The following is a 19,440-nucleotide window of genomic DNA, read 5'->3' on the forward strand; positions in this document are numbered from 1 at the left end:
TCACACCCCCTTAACTAATCCTGTCTCTATATTAAAAATACTATCTGCCAAATCAAGATAAAAACTTGCTTCGTGAGATACAAGTATAATGCTACCTTTAAACTGAATGAGTGCCTTTTGCAAAGCTCCCTTCGCTTCTGCATCTAAATGATTTGTCGGTTCATCTAAGATTAAGAAATTACAAGGTGATAATAACAACCCGCATAATTTAACCTTTGATTGTTCACCACCACTCAACGTACGTATTTCTTGGGAAACATGAGTATCCTTCACACCACACGCAGCTAAATGATGACGTATTTCCTTCACGCTTAGTTTAGGAAACTGTTCCGAAATAATGTGAAGCGGCGTTAAAGAATCATTATTCCAATTTAAATCTTGCTCATAATATCCAATCTTTATTTGCTCTGAGAAGTGAAATCCTCCAGAAATGCTAGCAATATTTCCAACGATTGTTTTTAATAAAGTAGATTTCCCCACTCCATTAAACCCTGTAATAACAAGTTTTTGCCCACCCATTACTGAAAAATTTAATTTTGGTAAGAGAGCAAAATCGTAACCAACTTCAAGGTTATTTACTTCCAGAACTGTCTGAACTGAAATGGGAAGCTCCTGAAAATGAATAAACGGTTTATGAGTAAAACTTGGCGGTGCAATTCTTTCCATACGTTGCAACTGCTTTCTACGTCCTTGTGCTATTTTGGAATTCACTCCGGCAATATTTCTACGAATATACTCTTCCGTTTTTTCAATTTTCTTTTGCTGTGCATAATATTGGCGCATATAATCTTTTCGCAAATGCTCCTTTTGTCTTACAAAATCTGAGTATTTTCCGTAATACTTCTTCACCGTTCCAAACTCTATATCACATATGCAAGAAGTCACTTTTTCTAGAAAATCAAAATCATGTGATACGACAATAAATGCTCCTTCAAAATTCACTAAATAATTTGCAAGCCATTCAACATGCTCTTTATCAAGAAAGTTTGTCGGTTCATCTAGTAATAAAATATTAGGCTCTTCTAATAAAAGCTTTGCTAAAATTACTTTTGTCCGTTGCCCTCCGCTTAATTCACCAATAACACGATCCATCCCAATAGCATCAATACCTAAACCCACTGCCACCTTATTTATTACGCTGTCTACTGAATAAAAATCACGAGCTTCAAGCTGCTCTTGTATTTCAGCTGCTTTCAATAGTTGATTCTCATCTCCCGTCATCGCACTTTCTTCATATAACTTACTCATTCTCTTTTCCATTTCAAACAAATCATAAAAGGCTCGCTTTACATATTGTGAAATGGTATAGCTCCCATCAATTTCTGCATATTGATCAAGATGTCCAATTTGAATATTCGGTTGCCACTTAATGCTCCCCTTATCAGCAATAATTTCCCCCACCAATATTTTCATTAACGTGCTTTTCCCCGCACCATTCTGTCCAACAATCCCCATATGTTCCCCTTTATGCAAATCAAAAGAAGCATTTTCGTATAATACTTTATCTATAAAACTATGTGATAAGCTTTCAACTTTAAGTAAACTCATTTTTATTCCTCTTTTCCTGAAATTAAAAAAGCAGAGAGATAGCGTCATTCGACACTAGCCCTCTGCTTCGTGATTTTTCCCATACTACTCCAATTTACAGTAAAAGCTCATTGGAATAATATACACAAAGGGCCATAGACAAAGCATTGTCTATGGCCCCTTAATCTATTTTATACATCAGCTGAAAAACCATAACCAAATAAGCATAGGTAAACTATACTTTTTTCGAAAAGTTATTCAGCCGATGAATATAGGGATTTATACCCCTTGATTAAGCTCCGTACAACGCTTCACCGTATACATTTGTGCGGAGCAAAGTTTTCTAATGAGTTTTACAAATTTTATATAAAGCATGTTCTGCACCTTCCTTAATACTTAAAAGGGATTTTAGCACACGGTTTTATGAAGCGTCAACATTACTTCCAAATCATTCAACTACTTATTTTTAAAATATTCCTTCTGGAACATACACATTCTTATCGCATTATGATAGTTACCATCAACGAAAAACTCGTCTAAAAGCTCGCCTTCCACTATAAATCCAACCTTTTTATACACATGGACTGCTTTCTCATTTTCTTTATCCACAACTAAATAAATCTTATGCATATTTAATACAGAAAAAGCGTAGTCCATCGCTAAACGCGTCGCTTCTGCTGCGTAGCCATGTCCTTGATAATTTGGATCAATAATGATTTGGAATTCTGTTCTACGATGAATATAATCGATTTCCACTAACTCGACCAATCCAACCATCTCATTATCTTTCTCAACGATAAATCGGCGTTCACTTTGATCATGTATATGTTTATCGTATAAATCCTGCAGCTCTACAAATGCCTCATACGGCTCTTCAAACCAATATGACATAATATGTGCATTATTATTAAGTTCGTGTACAAACTTTAAATCTTCCCGTTCTAAAGGACGTAACTTCAATTCCTGACTCATTGTTATAACCTCCAAGTAAAAGAAACCTCTTCACTTAATTTCTCAATTTTTTTCAATTTCAAACGCCCTATTTACATTGTAAACTTTCAAGCAACTTGAAGGTCAAGGCATAAAAAAGTAGTGCAAACTTATGTCTGCACCACTTTCCCTTACTCTTCTTCTCGTAATGTTTCTAACACTTCAATTGCCCATTCACACCAATCGATGTACATTTTTGAATATCTTATTCCATATTCAACAGTAATATACTCTCCTATCACTTGTTTGCGAATAGCAGATTGATCTGGAAAACCATAATCTTTCCATTTTTGAGTTTCCCGCATTACGTGCGTTTCTCTATCAATTATCTTCTGTAATAGTGAAATAGCTTCACTTACTGAAATAACATTAAAACTTGAGGCTTTTAATAAAAACTCATCCTTTATACGTTGGGGCTTCGTTTTCGAATGAATAATCCATTCAACAAGAGCCTTTTCGCCCTCTTTCGTCAAAGAATATATTTTTTTATTTGGACTTCCTTCTTGATAAATATATTCGAACGTAACCAGGTTATCCTGCTCCATTTTTGATAATTCTTTATACACTTGTGAATGACTTGAATTCCAAAAATAAATGAGTTGTTCTTGAAAAGTATGATACAAGTCATAACCAGTTTGTTCTTTTTTTGAAAGTAGTCCAAGTAATGCATAACGAATAGACATTCTTAATTCTCCTAACCGGACTTTTAAATTATGAATAATTTGTTTCAATTTTATTATATCGATTGTACTCCTTTTAATAAACCATTATTATAACCATATGACTATTTAGTCATATGTCATTTAATTAATAAGAGGAAAGGAGGATATGATGAAAAGAAATATAGTTCCGTTAATGATTGTTCAATTTTTCATCTTTTTAGGATTCGGTATGATTATCCCTGTTCTACCAGAAATCATTACAAATTCACATGTGCCGTCACATCATTTAGGTATGCTGTTATCTTCTTATTCACTTGCTTCATTCTTAACAGCTCCACTTTGGGGAAAGATTTCTGATCGAGCAGGTCGGCGTCCTGTACTACTAATTGGCATACTCGGGTATTCCATTAGTTTTTTCTTAACAGGTTTACTAATTGATAATTTAACGGGCTTATACATCGCAAGAAGCCTAAATGGATTGTTTGCAGGTGCATTATACACTGCTGCAACAGCTTCAATTGTCGATATGACAAATGAAACCGAGCGTAATCGTTATATCGGAATGATGGGTGCTTGCATCGGCATGGGCTTTATTGTCGGCCCAGCAATTGGCGGCATGCTAAGTCATTTGGGAAATGCGGTTCCGTTCCAAATTGCTAGCAATCTTCTTATCATTTTATTTCTCTATACATGTTTTACTTTTAAAGAGAGTTTAAACAATGCAGAAGAAAAAGATGCCGGAAACCCATTTAAAAAGTTTATCCATTTACCAGCGGCATCAATCGGCTTGTTTTTCATTACTTTCACAATTTCTATGGCATTAGCTGGATTAGAAGGCACCTATCAACTATTCGGTAAACAAGCGATTGGTATTACACCATTACAAATCGGCATAATCTTTTTAGCGAGCGGCCTAGTAGACGCATTCATACAAGGTGGACTCATACGCTACATTCGTAACGGAGATGAAAAACGCTACATTATAATCGGACAAATCATTTCTGCAACAGGGTTATTTTTAATCCCTTTCATTACGAATTTACTATGGGCCGGTATTTGCTTATCCATCTTCACAGCTGGAAACGCACTCGTACGAACATGTACCTTATCCTTTTTAACAAAACAAGTAAAAAGCGATCACGGTACCATTTCAGGATTAAATTATTCATTTGATAGTTTAGGAAGAATTATCGGACCAATATTTTTCACAATGATATTTACATCACAAGGGGCAGTATCTTTCATAATAGGCGGCATGATGACGATGCTTTCTATCGGATTAGTAATCCTATTTTCAAAAAAACAACATACATACGGGAGTGAACTGTAATGCTTAATACTTTTTATCAAATTCACGCGGGATCATGGGCAATTCTTATCATCTTATTTATTATGAGTTACATGCTTAACAAACAAGAATTTACACTGTGGGGGCAACGTGCCTTTTATGTTCTTATGTTAGGTTCAGGAATTGGGATGGTCGTCATTAAAAACTTCCCTGTCATTTCTATGATAAAAGCTGTATTCGCTCTTATCCTTATTATGTCGATGGAAATTATCGTTGCCAGAAAAAGAAGAGGACAAACACATACGTTATGGTGGGGCATATTTGCTATCACGTTCATCGTTATTTTATTAATCGGATTTCATATTATATAAAGTAAAAACCCCTATACTTAGGGGTTTTTTACTACTCTTTTCTCAAATCTCTCATATTTGATATGTATAAAGCAACGACTAAAACGAGAATGGATCCTGCATATAACAACGTCTCCATCGGTTCCTCATGAGATACAATAATTAAACGAATTAACGCCGTAATCCCGATATAAATAAAATAACGTAACGGGAAATGATAATTCGACTTAAAATACTTAATAATCAATGCGATGAACTCGAAGTATAAGAAATAAACGATGATGCTCTCAACCAATTTATACGACGTATATTCCTTTGTTGAAAATATGTATTGAATAAATGTGATTGTCTCATTTATTAAAAAGATCGATAAAACAATGGACAATATAATTAACGCTATATTTAATATCCACTGTAAAACGCTAGCTATATAATGATCGATATTAAACTTCATTTCACACTCTCCTTCACATAAATACTTATTTATTATAGCAAAATTATACTTACAAAAGTGTTAAATCCAATATGATCGTCCTCTTTCACTATCACTTCACCATTCTGATATTTACGCTTAATATAGTCGCTTCCCCAATCTTCACTTTGTATCTTTGAGCTTTTTCACAATGAAACTATATGCGTCAAAATCGTTTCATGACATTATTACCTGCACATACCTACAGTTTATATAATAACGGTACAGTATAAACAACGTACTGTACAAATATATGTGGGGGGGATTAACTATGAACGAAGCTTTACTGTTAGTCGACATACAAAATGATTACTTTAAAGGCGGCAATATGGCATTACATCAATCTGAAAAAGCCGTACAAAAAGCGAAAGAAGTCTTGAAAGTATTTCGTGAAAATCGTAAAACAGTTATTCACGTACAACATATTGCGAACAATGACGGAGCTACTTTCTTCTTACCCGATACAGTAGGTGTTCAAATTCATGATGATGTACAACCGATTGCTAACGAAAAAGTCATACAAAAACATCACCCTAACAGTTTTTTAAGAACAAATTTATTAGAAACATTAAAGGCAGAAAAAATAGATCAACTAGTCATTTGCGGCATGATGACTCATGTATGTATTGATGCAACAGTACGTGCTGCCAGTGATTTAGGATTTCAATGTGTTGTAATTGAAGATGCTTGTACAACAAAAGATTTAGAGTTTCAAGGAAATCTAATCCCCGCAGTACATGCTCATCAATCGTTCATGAGTGCATTAGAGTTTGGTAATATTTATGCAAAAGTCGTATTAGCAAGCAGTTTTATAAACAAAATCAAATAAAGAATTACAGTTCCATATGAAAAAAGAAAGAATAAATATCTTATTCTTTCTTTTTTTCAATTGTTTTAATGACAGTGTTTATACGATAATCACCATAATGTAAAACATCTGCAAGAGTCTCTTCCAATTGCTGGTGCGAAGATGTATGAAGAATCATGATATAACACCCATCGCCACTTATACGATACATTTCAGCAATTACGTCCGTTTTTTCGAAAAAGGTTTGAATTTGATTATGATAATGTGGTGCATGCAGAAATAGTGTAACAAACGTCATAATAGACCCTTCTAACTTAGCCCTGTCGATATCTATCGTATATTTTTGAATGACACCTGCCTCTTCTAATTTATTAATTCGTTTCCCAACAGCCTGGCCCGTCAAATGTACTAACTCTCCAATTTCCTTCCAATTCATCCTAGCGTTTTCTTGTAGTAACTTTATAATTTTAAAATCTGTTGAATCAAACATAGCCGTCCCCTTCCTATATAATCACCTTCTATAAGATCTTCATTTCCCCTACAACTCACTTTGAAAATTTTCACAATACAATTGATTAACTCTATTAAGAATTACATTACTATTAACGGCTTTCCTTCTTCCTTACTATGTATTTTTGGATTACTCGTAGGCATCAAAAAAATTGGTACGTGTTCGAAAGAGGCATACAGCAAGCTGATAAGGACGTAACTATATTCGTTGAACATGAGCCTTATAAAGGTAATATGAAACCACAATTTAGCTTTTAAAAACATTTCTTTACAAATCCTATACTGAGCTACAGGATTTTTTAAGGCAAAATTATTTATGACTCCCTAAAAAAAGCCTTACTACACATAAATTGTAGTAAGGCTCTGACTATTTAAGATAAACATTAAACGAATTCATTATCTCTATACAAATAAAGTTTAGCAAATAAGGTTACCATCCCCTCCAAGGAAAAGAAACCTTATTTCAACTTTCCGATTGATAAGTTAACACGATAATTCCCATACTTTAATAGTCGCCCCAGAAAGTTATCCAATTCTTCATTAGAAGCAAAATGTGTTTTTAATAAATAACATCCCTCACCACTTATACGATGCACTTCAGAAATTCCTTTTTCTTTTTGAAAGAAATTCATAAACTCTTGATGATTAGCTGTTGTTACAAACAAAGTAACAAATGCAGTCACTACTTGTCCTAATTTGATTCGGTTTATTGCGATTGTGTATTGCTCAATAATCCCTAAATCCTCTAATCTTCGAATTCGATTTCCTACGGCCTGCCCCGTCATATGTATTTTTTGACCAAGTTCTTTCCATTGTATTCTTGAGTTTTCTCCTAATAATTTCAGTATCTCAAAATCTGTTTGATCAATGATATAAACCAATCCTTTCACCGTGAAAGTAGAAAGCCCGAAAGTGTTTCGCCAACTTATTCTGCTTATCGATACAATTCACTATACTTAGTTTATCCTCTTACATCACATTATTTATCAGTTATATTTACTTATAACACAGAGGACGCAACAAAAAAATACATCTAGATTTAAAGGAGGTTACAAATATGTTATTACAAGAAATTCTTTCGTTCAATGAACAATTTGTAGAAAATAAGGAATACGCTCCTCGTGAAGCGACAAAAATGCCTAAAAAACGTATGGTTGTTGTTTCTTGCATGGATGCTCGTTTAATTGAGCTACTTCCAAAAGCTTTAGATATACACGATGGTGATGCAAAAGTTATCAGAAATGCAGGTGGTAAAATTGCTTCTGCTTTCGATAGTGTTATGCAAAGTGTTGTAGCTTCAGTATACGATTTAAATGCAGATGAAATCTTCCTTATTGGACACCATAGATGCGGTGCGAGCCAAACGAATCCAAAAGGAACACTTCAAAAAATATTAGAGCGCGGGGTAGCTTCACCAGAAATTTTATCAGCGATTGAATATGCTGGTGTTGACCTTAAAAAATGGTTATTTGGATTCGATGATGTCTGCGATTCAACTCAAGCTAATGTTGATTTAGTAAGAAATCATCCACTTATTCCAAAAGATGTTCCTGTGCATGGTTTAGTTATTGATCCTCACACAGGTAAATTAGATGTAGTGGTTGATGGATATAAAGCATTAAATAGTGAAATAAAATAATAATTATTACGTATATGAAGGGAAGTTATTAGATATGAAAAAACAAGTATTAGATATGAATAGACAAGAAGCTACGCAAAAAATTCTAGCGGCCAAAATTAAAAAAGGGTTAACTTGGGAAGAAATTGCAAAAGTAAGTGAAAACTCTGAGACTTGGGTTGTAACAGCGTTATTAGGACAAGCTACAATGACACGTCCAGAAGCAGAAAAAATCGGTAAACTATTAGAATTAGATGAAGAAGTAGTTCAAGCATTAACAGTAGTTCCACTTCGTGGTCAAGTAATGGAAATGCCTCCTACTGACCCGATCGCATATCGTTTATATGAAATGATGTTACAATATGCACCAACTATTAGAGAATTAATCTTAGAAAAGGCCGGCGAAGGTGTAATGAGTGCAATTAACTTCAACCTAGGTGTGGACACACAAGAAGATCCAAAAGGTGGCGACCCTCGTATCGTTATTACACTTAACGGGAAATTCTTACCATTCCGTACATGGTAATTAATTAAAAATCTATCTATATAATTAAAATAATTTTATAGATTTACAAAATCCATCCTTTTTAATCTAACTGTGTAGAAAGGATGGATTTTTACTATGAAATTCTTTTTCGGCAAAGGAGAATAATATGAATAAAAAACACTTTGATACGGGTTTTAGTATTCTACAATGGTTTGTGTTTTTATTAGCAAATGCAATTGCATTACCTATCATTATTGGTGGCATATTCCATTTATCAATAGAAGATATCTCAACATTAATGCAGCGGACTTTTTTAGTTGTAGGAGTAAGTTCATTTATACAAGCATGGTTTGGGCATCGTTATCCCATTGCGGATGGGCCAGCCGGTTCATGGGTAAGTATATTTGTCATATTGGGACAAGTCGCTATGCATCAGGGACAAAGTGCAAAATATGTATTACAACTTTTAGAAGGTGGTTTAATTATTGCAGGTATATTACTCTTCGTCCTTGGTATAACCGGGCTTGTTCATCGAATTCTACGTTTATTTACACCCTTGGTTACAGGAACCTTTCTTTTAATATTATCTCTTCAGCTTAGTGGTGTGTTACTAAAAGGCATGATGGGATTACAAGGATCTGCAACTCATCCTGACTATACAACAGCTACTATTGCTCTCTTTGTTTTTGCCCTTATTACTTTCTTATCAATTAAAGGGAAAGGATGGATGAAAAGTTACGCTGTATTACTTGGAATTTCATGCGGTTGGCTTTTGTATGCAGTATTAGGAAAATCATCTCATATGCCTTCGCACACAACGCTAGTTAAGTTACCAGATATATTTGCTTGGGGCACACCTAGATTCGATATTGGAATGACTCTAACAGCAACTTTATTTACCTTTCTTTTAGTTGCAAATACAATCGCTGCTATTTCGGCTGTAAAACAAGTAGCTCCGTTATCGAAAGAAAATGAAAAGCAAACACTGAACCGTGGTGTATGGGCCGGAGGTATATCACATATTATCTCATCATTGTCCTCTACCATTGGAATTGTGCCATTACCTGCATCAGCAGGATTTATTCAACTAACAGGACAAAGAAAAGTGAAGTCTTTCCTTATAGCAAGTCTTATATTAGCAGGTATTTCTTTTATCCCCTCAATTGTAAGCTTTATATCCTTGCTACCAGGTCCGATTGCTAATGCTGCACTTTTAGCAACGTTTGTCCAAGTAATAGGCATTTCATTTCAATCCATTTTACGTGAAGAATTAAATCAACGCCGATTAACTATATTGGGAATTACATTATTAATTAGTTTTGGAATAATGTTTCTTCCAGAAAGCGCATTTAGCGGCATTCCTTCTTCTTTACAATATGTTTTAAGTAACGGACTACTCGTAGGTACTATGATTGTTATTTTATTAGAACAGTTTTGGAAAGAGTAAAATTTGTGATTAAGTAAAAAAGCGCCCTGCTTACAGGGCGCTTTTTTATACCTAATGACTAATACTAGCAGTTGGGTATAATGTTGTTCCTCCAATTGAAACTTTTATTTCAATTGGAGGAATATTTTATTCATTAATAAACAGCGATTGGCCCATAAGGACCTTTAATAATTTCAATTTTTGTTTCAAAAATATCTGTCAAAAGTGTTGGGTCCATAACCTCTTCTACTGTTCCAAAAGCAGCAATTTGTCCATCTTTCATAGCACAAATTTTATCAGAGTATTTAGCCGCAAAATTGATGTCATGCATAACAGTCAAAATTGTTCTTCCAAACTCATTAGCCGCACGTCTTAAATGCTCCATCATTTGAACAGAACGCGCAACATCAAGATTGTTCAGAGGCTCGTCCAATAGCACATATTCAGTCTCTTGGCACAATACCATCGCTACATATGCCCTTTGTCTTTGACCACCAGAAAGCTCATCTAAATATCTATTCTCTAAACTAGTTAAATCTAAGAAATCGATATATTTAGAAATGATAACCTCATCTTCTTTAGTTAATCTACCCTTTGAATAAGGAAAGCGCCCAAATCCAACTAATTGTCTAACAGTGAGCCTCGTTACAAAATGATTTTCTTGTCGCAATATAGTCAGGATTTTTGCTAAGTCTTTTGATTTGGATTCAGAAACATCCATATTCGCTACTTGAATTTGACCTTCATCCATATCTAAAAGTCTTCCAATCATCAAAAGTGTCGTAGACTTTCCAGCGCCATTTGGTCCAATTAAAGAAGTAAAGCCTGCTTTTGGTATTTCAATATCCAAAGGTCCTATTTTCACCTTATCGGTATAGAACTTTTTAACATTATCGATTTTTATCATAAAGCCCTCTTCCTTAAAACTATAGTTAAGAATATGATTCCACCAAATAATTCAATAATAACTGAAACTACACCTTGAGCATGGAATACATGATACATTAAAAAGTATGCACTCGTCATTATTAAAAATCCTATAGCAAAAGCCATTGGAAAAATATATCTATGATCATAAGTTGACGCCGCTTGATAACTCAAAGTTGCCACTAAAAAACCATAGAACGTAAGGGGTCCAATTAGAGCAGTTGAGATGGACATCAAAATAGCAACTAGTACAAGCGTATAAATTACACTAGGTTGATATTTAACCCCAAAGGAAGTAGCAACATCCTTCCCTAGTGACAAAACATTCAACTTCTTAGAATGAGCAAAAATTAATACTGCTACAATTATGATCATAGGAATTACAATAGGAAAATATGCAGGGTCTGCATGATTAACAGAACCAAATAATCTCGCTTGTAAAATATCAAATTCTGAAGGCGCAAGTAGTTTTCTCATGAAAGTTGACACAGAATTTAGCCCGGTACCAATAATAATTCCAACTAAAAGCATAAGTTGTAAATTCCCGTATTTACCGGAAAGTAACCATCCATAAAGTATCAAACTCATGAAGACCATCACAACAACTTGAAATAAAAATGATCCAATTCCATTAAAGTTTATTAACGCACTAGCACCAAAGAAGAATATTGTACTCGTTTGAATTGCCGAATAAAGTGATTCGAAACCTAAAAGTGAAGGAGTAATAATCTTATTATTCGTAATAGATTGGAACGCAACTGTCGATAAGCTATGGCAAACTGCTGCAATAATCATTGCGACAATCGCTACTATTCTTCTCTTAACAACTGGGATAAAAGAAGGTGAATCTATCGGAACTGGGTTGTTATAAACTAAAAGTCCATATGAAGAAAGGAGACCTAAAGCAATCAATGCTACGAGTAAAATCCAATAACGTCTTGCTTCCTTCTTGGAACGAAAAGCACTAGCTGATCTACTTGCATTATGAAGGCTAGAATCGATTTCGACATTTTCTTTATTTTTATATTCTAATGTGATCATCGCAGCCTCCTTGGTTTTCTTTGTCTCAATAGAATAGTAATAAACACGACCGCTCCCACTGTTGCAAGTATTAAAGAAACAGGGACTTCAAAAGGCTTTATAATTGTTCGAGAAATAATGTCACAGGCAGTTATTGTCCCCATTCCAATCACACAAACCCAAGGTAAATTACTTCTAAGATCATCACCTCTAAACATGGAAACAATATTTGGCACAATTAATCCTAAGAAAGGTAAGTGTCCAATAACAGCTGCAACAATTCCAACTGCAACGGAGATAAGAGCAGTCCCAAAAAGAACAATTCTATTGTAATTAACGCCAAGGCTTGTTGCGACATCTTCTCCTAGTCCAGCTAGAGTCAATCTATTCGCATACATAAAAATAAGCAAAGTAATGATAACAATCAGCCATAAATATTCATACCTTCCCACCTGAATGTTAGCAAATGAACCTACGAACCAAGTTTCAATACTTTGTGTCATTTGAAAAAGAAGTCCCAAAAAAGTAGACACTGCAGAAATAACTGCTCCAAGCATCAATCCAATAATCGGGACAATTAAAGACGAACGAAGCTTAACTCTTCTTAAAAATAGAAAGAAAATCATAGTTCCTATAAAAGAAAAAATGATTGCACCAGTCATTCTTTGAACTAAAGTCGGGGCAGGAAATAGTAAATACACAAAAAGCAGGCCTAAGCCTGACCATTCAATAGTACCCGTTGTAGTAGGTTCAACAAAACGATTCTGTGTAATGAGTTGCATTACGAGTCCTGCCATCGCCATCGCAGCTCCAGTAAGCATTAATGCAACAGTTCTCGGAACACGAGTGATGAAAAACATCTCCATTCCGTCCTCTTGTCCACGTATATCATAAACTCCAGTAAACAGTGATATAATCCCTAAAATTATAACAACTATAACCGCTATTATAAAAGGTTTTGTCCATATTTTATTGTGATTATAAAACTGGGGTTGAGAAATATTCTCAACCCTAGAAATCATATTTTTTGACACTGTTTCGTACCCCTTTACACTACTTAGCTAAAGTTTTTGCAAGATTTCCAAATAACTCTACATAAGTCTGAATTGATTCATTTGTGTAAGTATCTTCTGGTGCATAAACAACTTGTTTTTTAGAAACAGCAGTTGTGTTTTGAAGAGCTGGTGATTTAGAAATAACATCCTTAGCAGGTGTTGACTTAGCTGCATCAGATGTTGCAGCATCACGATCTAATACGAACAGCCAATCAGGATTTGTTTGTGCGATAGCTTCAACAGAAACGTCATCACCTTTATGACCTGCAGTAGAATTAGACACTTCTAATGCTGGAGTCCAACCGAAAATTTCATACATCGGTCCCCAAACACGACCAGAATGTGGAGCAGCAAAACCAATATTCCCACCAGTAACGATAACACTCATAACTTTATCTTTTCCGTTATAAGCAGATTTTGCTTTTTCAATAGATTTATCAAAATCAGCTACTAATTGTTTAGCTTCTTTATCTTTATCAAAGATTTTTCCTAGAGTAGTTGTAGAATTTTTAAGTCCATCTACTAAATTTTTTCCAGGCGTAGTAGATTTCTCAGAAACATCAAAATTAAGATCAATAACAGCTGCTTTTGGCACTAATTTTTTGATTTCTTCGTAATGATCAGCAAATCTTTGACCAACGATTACAAGTTCAGGGTTTGCCGCTGCAATGATTTCAAGATTTGGTTCGCGGTGATTCCCGATATTTTTAACTGAATCATCCTTTTTATATGCTGAATCTGCAGGCATGATATCCTTTGGAGCAGCCGCTAATTTAATTCCCCAATCAGCTAAAGTTTCAAAAGTTCTATTATCTAAAGCAACTACATTCTTTGGATTTACAGGGACTTTAACAGTTCCATGAGCATCAGTGATTTCAACCGTTTTTGGCTTATCACTACTATCACCTTTATTAGCTTTCGAAGTTTCCTTACCTGAATCTGAGCAAGCTACTAACATTAAAGTGAAAATCGCTAGAATACTTACTAATTTTAAAAGCATAGTTTTTTTCATACGTATACTCCTTATTATGTAATTTAGTTCGAAAATGATGACGTCCATAGATTGAATTAGATAGTAACTTTCATGTATCTAAATTGCTATTGATAATCATTTTCATTTGAATATCCTGTTAATAAGTATAGTCATTAATTCTGTGAAAATCTTGTGAATGGTGTGAGTTAATAAAATTAAAAATAAATTAGATACGGTCTCAATTAATGCGCACCAGATCCATCCCCCACACGTACTAACCAATAGATTAGCACTATATAAACCATGATTTCTATTGCAAAAAAATGACCATTCCCTGATAGCAATCTTCTTTTTAGGGTTTCCGTCTTTTCATATTTCACAGAAACTATTTTATTATTCAACCATTGAATAGCCTCTGCCATGTATCGTTTGAATATATCTGTCTTTCTTCTCACACTTTAACTTTTTTCTTACATACCCAATATATAAGTCTACTACATTCGGATTTACTACTACGTTATATCCCCAAACCTGATTCAAAAGCATTTCACGGCTCAATATTGTATTTTTATTCTTGATTAAAAATACAAGTAAATCATACTCACGCTTCGTAAGCGAGAGGTTTTTACCACCTTTTTTCACAATATTGCTAGATGCATCAACAAAGAGATCTTTAAACTGAAAAAAGCTTATCTCATTTTGCTGGTTACAGTCAGTTCTCCTTAAGATTGCTTGAACCCTTGCTACTAATTCTTCTTTTACAAATGGTTTTCTTATATAATCATCTGCTCCTGCTTGCAACCCTGCTATGCAATCCTTGCTAGAAGTGTTATCAGTCACAATAATGATCGGTGTCGTTTTAACAAGTCGTATTTGTCTGCAAATTTCTGGTCCCGATATACTTAATGAGTCCCAATCCAATATGATAATATCCCAATATTGTTCATATACTATATTTAAACCTTGGTTTTCATTGTGAAGTTTTAAAATGAAAGAGCCTTCTTGCGTTAGACCGCTTACGATTTTCTTCGCTAAAGACCGTTCATTTTTAATTACTAACACCTGCTTCACCTATGGTTCACCTCTATTTCAATATAACTTAGTTAGATAAAAATAATTTAAGATTTATAAATATTAAATTCCTAAAAAAGCCATTATAACAGCTTATTAGGAGAACACTATATAATCTTACAATAGATATGAATAGAAACACAAAGGATATGAAGATTTAAATACATATTATTTAATCATTAAGGGCATCTATAGTATCTATCTGCTTATCAGCAATAACTATTCCTTCCGTTTAAGTTTCAAGGATACCGCCCCACCTCTATCAACTTAAGCATTTTATAAACCCAGAAAACAAAAAGAACCATACCCCCGCCAATCTGGCAAAGTTATGGTTCATATCCTACAAAATAAAAAACCACCAAACAGTTATGTATTGGTGGAGACGGTGGGAGTCGAACCCACGTCCAAAAATATCGGCACTTAAGCTTCTACGAGTGTAGTCGATATATTAGCATTTCGCGAACTCTTCGGCCTATCGACAGGCTTCCAAGTTGCTAGTCTGATTGTTCTCTTCCTTCGCCCTCAGACGGCGAACTCCGGCGTAGTCCACTTAGTTTGAGTCCCTTACCCTACCACATGGACGATGGAGGGAGGAACCTTTAGTGCAATTAAGCAGCTAAAGAAAGATTGTTTTGTTTGCCAATTATAGGCTTTGACGTTTTAACGAGGCCGATCCCCTCGACTCGCAACCTAAGCTCGAACTATCCCTGTCGAATCCGTAACGTCCCCATGATAAAAATGGAGCATACGAAGAAAATATCGTGATAGCTACTAAGAGCTGTTTTTCAATGTGCAACAATCTTACATAAGTTATTATATCATACGCGCGCCGTTTTACAAATGTAAATATCTGTATTACATCTTTTGACGATCACGGAACGCGCGTGCAATTTCACGTTTAGCTTCTTTCTCTTTTAAATCGTTACGCTTATCATATTGCTTTTTACCTTTTGCTAAACCAAGTGCCATTTTCGCGAATCCATTTTTCAAATAAATTCTAACTGGAACTAATGCATAGCCTGTTTCTTTTGAAGCACCCGTTAACTTCTCAATTTCTTTTTTATGAAGAAGTAACTTTCTTGTGCGAAGCGGATCATGGTTGAAACGATTCCCTTGCTCATATGTACTAATATGCATATTATGAACCCATACTTCACCATTATGTACACGAGCAAATGCATCTTTCAAGTTCACGCGTCCAGCACGAATCGACTTAATTTCCGTTCCTTGAAGGACAAGCCCTGCTTCGTATGTTTCTTCGATGAAATAATCATGAAAAGCTTTTTTATTTTGTGCAATAACCTTACCTGTACCCTTTGGCATATAACGTCCCTCCTCTATTTTTACTATTGTAACAAATGTTAATAAAAAGCGAAAGTGGCTCGCTCAGAATGTGAGGTGGATGGAGCTTCTGACCTTGAGGCGCTCTTTGCCTCCCTTGGAAGAAGCGAAGCCGCCGAACATTCTAGCCACTGTAGCTGGATTATACAAAAGCGAAAGTGGCTCACTCAGAATCTTTGGACATTGGAACTCCCGACAGAGAAGCGCTTTTTGCTTCGTCCGAGGGAGTGAAATGGCCAATAGATTCTAGCCACTGTAGCTGGATTCCATTAAAAAGCGAAAGTGGCTCGCTCTCAAACCACCAAGAAAAAAGAAAAAGCCTCGCTTTTTATAAAAGCGAAGCCCTCTTTTTCTTACTTACGCTTTTTCTTTTTCTTCTTGAATCCTGGTACGTTTTCGAAGAATGCTTTTTTCTTCTTGCCATTACCGTCTTTTTTCCCTGGCTGGCTAGCGGATGCGGATGCTGATCCTCTTCCTTTTCCTGTGCCTTTTCCTTTGCCACCACGGTCAAATTTTCTACCTGTACCACGTTCTCCGCCGCGCTCATTACTGCGCTCGCTACGTCCACCGCGTTTCTTTCTGCCTGTTCTTGGCTGTTCGATAACGACTGGGCGATCTTTGAACTTACGACGAGGTGTACCTTTCATGCCAACGATTTCAAAGTCGATTGCACGCTCGTCTTTGTTTACGTTAATAACGCGAATTGTAATTTCGTCTCCGATGCGGAATACGTTACCTGTACGTTCTCCGATCATTGCGAAATGTTTCTCGTCATAACGGTAGTAATCATCCGTTAAGTAGCTAACATGTACAAGACCTTCAATTGTATTTGGAAGCTCTACGAATAAACCGAAGTTTGTTACAGAGCTAATCATACCGTCATACTCTTCGCCAACTTTATCAACCATATACTCTGCTTTTTTCATTTCATCTGTTTCACGTTCTGCTTCAACAGCACGGCGTTCCATATTAGAAGAGTGCTCTGCAATCTCAGGTAAGTTTTCGCGCCATTTTGCTTGTGTTTCATGGTCGACTTTACCGTTAATGATGTATTCACGAATTAATCTATGAACAATCGTATCTGGGTAACGACGAATTGGTGATGTGAAATGCGTGTAGAACTCAGTTGATAAACCGAAATGTCCTAAGCTATCCGCATCGTAACGCGCTTGCTTCATTGAACGAAGCATTACTGTTGAAATAACTACTTCTTCCGGCTGCCCTTGAACCATTTCAAGAATTTGTTGCAGCGCACGAGGATGTATTTCATTCGCACGTCCTTTTACTGCATATCCGAAGTTCGTTACAAACTCGAAGAAACGCTCAAGCTTATCTTCTTTCGGATCTTCATGGACACGATACATGAATGGTACGTTCATCCAGTGGAAGTGCTCTGCTACTGTTTCGTTCGCAACAAGCATAAATTCTTCAATTAACTTCTCTGATACAGAACGATCGCGCATGACAACATCTGTCGGTTTTCCTTCTTCATCTACTAATACTTTCGCTTCTTTAAAGTCAAAATCGATTGCACCGCGGCGCATACGTTTTTCACGTAGGATTTGCGCTAATTGACCCATCTCTTTAAACATCGGTACGAGCGGCTCATAACGTTTGATTAACTCCTCGTCCTCATCTTCTAAAATGCTTCTTACGTCAGCATACGTCATACGCTCTGTCGTTTTAATCACACTTTGGAAAATCTCGTGCTTTACAACGTCACCTAAGTTGTTGATTTCCATTTCACAAGATAACGTCAGACGGTCTACTTTCGGATTTAACGAACAAATACCGTTAGATAGACGATGCGGAATCATCGGAATTACACGGTCAACAAGATAGACACTCGTCGCTCTCTCCGCTGCTTCTACATCAATTGGAGAACCTTCTTGAACGTAATGACTTACATCCGCAATATGAACGCCAAGCTTGTAATTACCGTTCTCAAGCTTCGTTACTGTAACAGCGTCATCTAAATCTTTCGCGTCTGCACCGTCAATCGTTACGATCATTTGGTCACGCAGGTCACGACGATCTTTTAAATCTTCTTCTGAAATCGTTTCTGGTACACTGTTTGCATGCTCCATCACTTCCTCAGGGAATGCTAAAGGTAAATGATGTTTATGAATGACAGATAAAATATCTACTCCTGGATCATTTTTATGACCTAGAATTTGAATAACTTCACCTTCTGCACTTAAACGATTCTCTGGATAGCTCGTAATTTTCACAACTACTTTATGGCCTTCTACAGCACCCATTGATGCACTTTTCAAGATAAAGATATCACTCGTCCAGCGCTTATTGTCAGGTATAACAAATCCAAAGTTTTTCGATTCTGTGTATGTACCAACTAGTTCTTTCGTGCCGCGCTCTAAAATACGTACAATCGAACCTTCTTGGCGTGATCCACTTGATTGTGCGCTAACACGCGCTAATACTGTATCGCCATGAAGTGCACCGTTTAACTCTGTAGGCGGGATAAAAAGATCATCATCTCCCGTTTTCTTTTCGTCTGGTACAACGAATGCAAATCCACGTGCATGTCCAATTAATTTACCACGTACTAAATTCATCTTTTCAGGAAGACCGTAACGGTTGCTACGAGTACGAATAACAAGTCCCTTCTCTTCCATCGTTACAAGTGCCTTTACAAAATCTTTAAAGCCCTCAGAACCTTCAATTCCAAATGCCTCTTCTAACTCTTGTATCGTTAGCGGTTTATACGCTTCTTCTCTCATAAATAATAACAACTTATCAATATGTTCTTGTATGATTTCTTCCAAGCAGAAATACCTCCTTTAAACCCTTATATTATTTAGTGTATCCGAAAGATGGGGGATGTATAAAGCGAAACTTCAATCATCTCCCAATGATTTTTTTACAGCTTTCATAAAAAATTCCCTTATGAAAAA

At 35.7% G+C, this 19,440-nt stretch carries 19 protein-coding genes, 1 other RNA gene and 1 pseudogene; 7 read left to right on the forward strand and 14 right to left on the reverse strand.

Annotation, left to right across the window (positions count from 1 at the left end; all coding sequences use genetic code 11):
* The 3 genes from MHB74_RS25215 to MHB74_RS25225 all read right to left on the reverse strand — a co-directional run bounded on the left by MHB74_RS25215 (position 1) and on the right by MHB74_RS25225 (position 3,200).
* Complete coding sequence (locus tag MHB74_RS25215; protein ID WP_061679275.1) at positions 1 to 1,548, reverse strand: ABC-F family ATP-binding cassette domain-containing protein; 1,548 nt, start codon at positions 1,546 to 1,548, stop codon at positions 1 to 3.
* Positions 1,549 to 1,983: 435 nt separating this feature from the next.
* The gene (gene speG / locus MHB74_RS25220) at positions 1,984 to 2,499 is read right to left on the reverse strand and encodes a spermidine N1-acetyltransferase (protein ID WP_000076820.1); all 516 of its coding nucleotides are present in this window, start codon (positions 2,497 to 2,499) and stop codon (positions 1,984 to 1,986) included.
* Between the two features lie 149 nt (positions 2,500 to 2,648).
* Positions 2,649 to 3,200, reverse strand: coding sequence for a PadR family transcriptional regulator (locus MHB74_RS25225; RefSeq protein WP_061679276.1), 552 nt, complete (start codon positions 3,198 to 3,200; stop codon positions 2,649 to 2,651).
* 148 nt (positions 3,201 to 3,348) lie between these two features.
* Here MHB74_RS25225 and MHB74_RS25230 point away from each other — a divergent pair, with 148 nt between their 5' ends.
* Entirely contained in the window at positions 3,349 to 4,509 is a 1,161-nt protein-coding gene (locus MHB74_RS25230) for an MFS transporter (RefSeq protein ID WP_061679277.1), read from the forward strand.
* Positions 4,509 to 4,838 (forward strand): DUF1516 family protein, encoded by a 330-nt coding sequence (locus MHB74_RS25235; RefSeq protein ID WP_061679278.1) that lies wholly within the window; start codon positions 4,509 to 4,511, stop codon positions 4,836 to 4,838. The genes MHB74_RS25230 and MHB74_RS25235 overlap by 1 nt, the downstream gene beginning before the upstream one ends.
* Positions 4,839 to 4,869: 31 nt before the next feature.
* Here MHB74_RS25235 and psiE read toward each other — a convergent pair whose 3' ends face one another.
* Positions 4,870 to 5,271 carry a phosphate-starvation-inducible protein PsiE gene (gene psiE / locus MHB74_RS25240; protein WP_000671179.1) on the reverse strand — a complete coding sequence of 134 codons (402 nt, stop codon included), beginning with the start codon at positions 5,269 to 5,271 and terminating at the stop codon, positions 4,870 to 4,872.
* A gap of 289 nt (positions 5,272 to 5,560) precedes the next feature.
* Between psiE and MHB74_RS25245 the strand changes: the two genes are divergently transcribed.
* Entirely contained in the window at positions 5,561 to 6,118 is a 558-nt protein-coding gene (locus MHB74_RS25245; RefSeq protein WP_061679279.1) for a cysteine hydrolase family protein, read from the forward strand.
* Positions 6,119 to 6,158: 40 nt separating this feature from the next.
* Here the strand turns inward: MHB74_RS25245 and MHB74_RS25250 are convergent, their stop codons facing one another.
* Complete coding sequence (locus MHB74_RS25250) at positions 6,159 to 6,587, reverse strand: Lrp/AsnC family transcriptional regulator (protein WP_061679280.1); 429 nt, start codon at positions 6,585 to 6,587, stop codon at positions 6,159 to 6,161.
* A gap of 191 nt (positions 6,588 to 6,778) precedes the next feature.
* Here MHB74_RS25250 and MHB74_RS29255 point away from each other — a divergent pair.
* Positions 6,779 to 6,865, forward strand: a pseudogene (locus MHB74_RS29255) (DUF4822 domain-containing protein); the annotation flags it as partial.
* 200 nt (positions 6,866 to 7,065) lie between these two features.
* Here MHB74_RS29255 and MHB74_RS25255 read toward each other — a convergent pair.
* A complete protein-coding gene (locus MHB74_RS25255) occupies positions 7,066 to 7,497 on the reverse strand; it encodes an Lrp/AsnC family transcriptional regulator (protein WP_061679281.1) in 432 nt (143 codons plus the stop codon).
* A 167-nt stretch (positions 7,498 to 7,664) separates the two neighbouring features.
* Between MHB74_RS25255 and MHB74_RS25260 the strand changes: the two genes are divergently transcribed.
* The 3 genes from MHB74_RS25260 to MHB74_RS25270 all read left to right on the forward strand — a co-directional run bounded on the left by MHB74_RS25260 (position 7,665) and on the right by MHB74_RS25270 (position 10,159).
* Positions 7,665 to 8,246: a beta-class carbonic anhydrase gene (locus MHB74_RS25260; RefSeq protein ID WP_061679282.1), complete on the forward strand. Its 582-nt coding sequence runs from the start codon at positions 7,665 to 7,667 to the stop codon at positions 8,244 to 8,246.
* 55 nt (positions 8,247 to 8,301) lie between these two features.
* Positions 8,302 to 8,751 carry a cyanase gene (gene cynS, locus MHB74_RS25265; protein WP_029443571.1) on the forward strand — a complete coding sequence of 150 codons (450 nt, stop codon included), beginning with the start codon at positions 8,302 to 8,304 and terminating at the stop codon, positions 8,749 to 8,751.
* 127 nt (positions 8,752 to 8,878) lie between these two features.
* A complete protein-coding gene (locus MHB74_RS25270) occupies positions 8,879 to 10,159 on the forward strand; it encodes a purine/pyrimidine permease (protein WP_061679283.1) in 1,281 nt (426 codons plus the stop codon).
* Positions 10,160 to 10,292: 133 nt separating this feature from the next.
* Here the strand turns inward: MHB74_RS25270 and MHB74_RS25275 are convergent, their stop codons facing one another.
* The 8 genes from MHB74_RS25275 to rnr form a co-directional block, all read right to left on the reverse strand.
* Positions 10,293 to 11,045: an iron ABC transporter ATP-binding protein gene (locus MHB74_RS25275; protein ID WP_046955601.1), complete on the reverse strand. Its 753-nt coding sequence runs from the start codon at positions 11,043 to 11,045 to the stop codon at positions 10,293 to 10,295.
* Positions 11,042 to 12,106 (reverse strand): iron chelate uptake ABC transporter family permease subunit, encoded by a 1,065-nt coding sequence (locus MHB74_RS25280; RefSeq protein WP_061679284.1) that lies wholly within the window; start codon positions 12,104 to 12,106, stop codon positions 11,042 to 11,044. The genes MHB74_RS25275 and MHB74_RS25280 overlap by 4 nt, the downstream gene beginning before the upstream one ends.
* Complete coding sequence (locus MHB74_RS25285) at positions 12,103 to 13,119, reverse strand: ABC transporter permease (RefSeq protein ID WP_061679285.1); 1,017 nt, start codon at positions 13,117 to 13,119, stop codon at positions 12,103 to 12,105. Before MHB74_RS25285 ends, MHB74_RS25280 begins: the two co-directional genes overlap by 4 nt.
* Positions 13,120 to 13,138: 19 nt before the next feature.
* Entirely contained in the window at positions 13,139 to 14,152 is a 1,014-nt protein-coding gene (locus tag MHB74_RS25290) for a siderophore ABC transporter substrate-binding protein (protein WP_061679286.1), read from the reverse strand.
* 354 nt (positions 14,153 to 14,506) lie between these two features.
* A complete protein-coding gene (locus tag MHB74_RS25295; RefSeq protein WP_061679287.1) occupies positions 14,507 to 15,184 on the reverse strand; it encodes a response regulator transcription factor in 678 nt (225 codons plus the stop codon).
* A gap of 374 nt (positions 15,185 to 15,558) precedes the next feature.
* Positions 15,559 to 15,913: a transfer-messenger RNA gene (gene ssrA / locus MHB74_RS25300) on the reverse strand.
* A 126-nt stretch (positions 15,914 to 16,039) separates the two neighbouring features.
* Positions 16,040 to 16,507 (reverse strand): SsrA-binding protein, encoded by a 468-nt coding sequence (smpB, locus tag MHB74_RS25305; RefSeq protein WP_001123922.1) that lies wholly within the window; start codon positions 16,505 to 16,507, stop codon positions 16,040 to 16,042.
* A gap of 371 nt (positions 16,508 to 16,878) precedes the next feature.
* Positions 16,879 to 19,311, reverse strand: a complete 2,433-nt coding sequence (rnr, locus tag MHB74_RS25310; protein WP_061679288.1) for a ribonuclease R — start codon at positions 19,309 to 19,311, stop codon at positions 16,879 to 16,881.
* Between the last annotated feature and the right edge of the window lie 129 nt (positions 19,312 to 19,440).

It is taken from the genome of Bacillus sp. FSL K6-0069 (assembly GCF_038007785.1).
Lineage (GTDB): Bacteria > Bacillota > Bacilli > Bacillales > Bacillaceae_G > Bacillus_A > Bacillus_A mobilis.

Bases quoted from the DNA above. Each gene is read 5' to 3' on its own strand.
- MHB74_RS25230 (WP_061679277.1), top strand. From the start codon at position 3,349: ATGAAAAGAAATATAGTTCCGTTAATGATTGTTCAATTTTTCATCTTT.
- MHB74_RS25280 (WP_061679284.1), bottom strand. From the start codon at position 12,106: ATGATCACATTAGAATATAAAAATAAAGAAAATGTCGAAATCGATTCT.
- cynS (WP_029443571.1), top strand. From the start codon at position 8,302: ATGAATAGACAAGAAGCTACGCAAAAAATTCTAGCGGCCAAAATTAAA.
- MHB74_RS25270 (WP_061679283.1), top strand. From the start codon at position 8,879: ATGAATAAAAAACACTTTGATACGGGTTTTAGTATTCTACAATGGTTT.
- MHB74_RS25250 (WP_061679280.1), bottom strand. From the start codon at position 6,587: ATGTTTGATTCAACAGATTTTAAAATTATAAAGTTACTACAAGAAAAC.
- MHB74_RS25260 (WP_061679282.1), top strand. From the start codon at position 7,665: ATGTTATTACAAGAAATTCTTTCGTTCAATGAACAATTTGTAGAAAAT.
- psiE (WP_000671179.1), bottom strand. From the start codon at position 5,271: ATGAAGTTTAATATCGATCATTATATAGCTAGCGTTTTACAGTGGATA.
- MHB74_RS25245 (WP_061679279.1), top strand. From the start codon at position 5,561: ATGAACGAAGCTTTACTGTTAGTCGACATACAAAATGATTACTTTAAA.
- MHB74_RS25235 (WP_061679278.1), top strand. From the start codon at position 4,509: ATGCTTAATACTTTTTATCAAATTCACGCGGGATCATGGGCAATTCTT.
- MHB74_RS25275 (WP_046955601.1), bottom strand. From the start codon at position 11,045: ATGATAAAAATCGATAATGTTAAAAAGTTCTATACCGATAAGGTGAAA.
- MHB74_RS25290 (WP_061679286.1), bottom strand. From the start codon at position 14,152: ATGAAAAAAACTATGCTTTTAAAATTAGTAAGTATTCTAGCGATTTTC.
- MHB74_RS25215 (WP_061679275.1), bottom strand. From the start codon at position 1,548: ATGAGTTTACTTAAAGTTGAAAGCTTATCACATAGTTTTATAGATAAA.
- MHB74_RS25225 (WP_061679276.1), bottom strand. From the start codon at position 3,200: ATGTCTATTCGTTATGCATTACTTGGACTACTTTCAAAAAAAGAACAA.
- smpB (WP_001123922.1), bottom strand. From the start codon at position 16,507: ATGCCAAAGGGTACAGGTAAGGTTATTGCACAAAATAAAAAAGCTTTT.
- speG (WP_000076820.1), bottom strand. From the start codon at position 2,499: ATGAGTCAGGAATTGAAGTTACGTCCTTTAGAACGGGAAGATTTAAAG.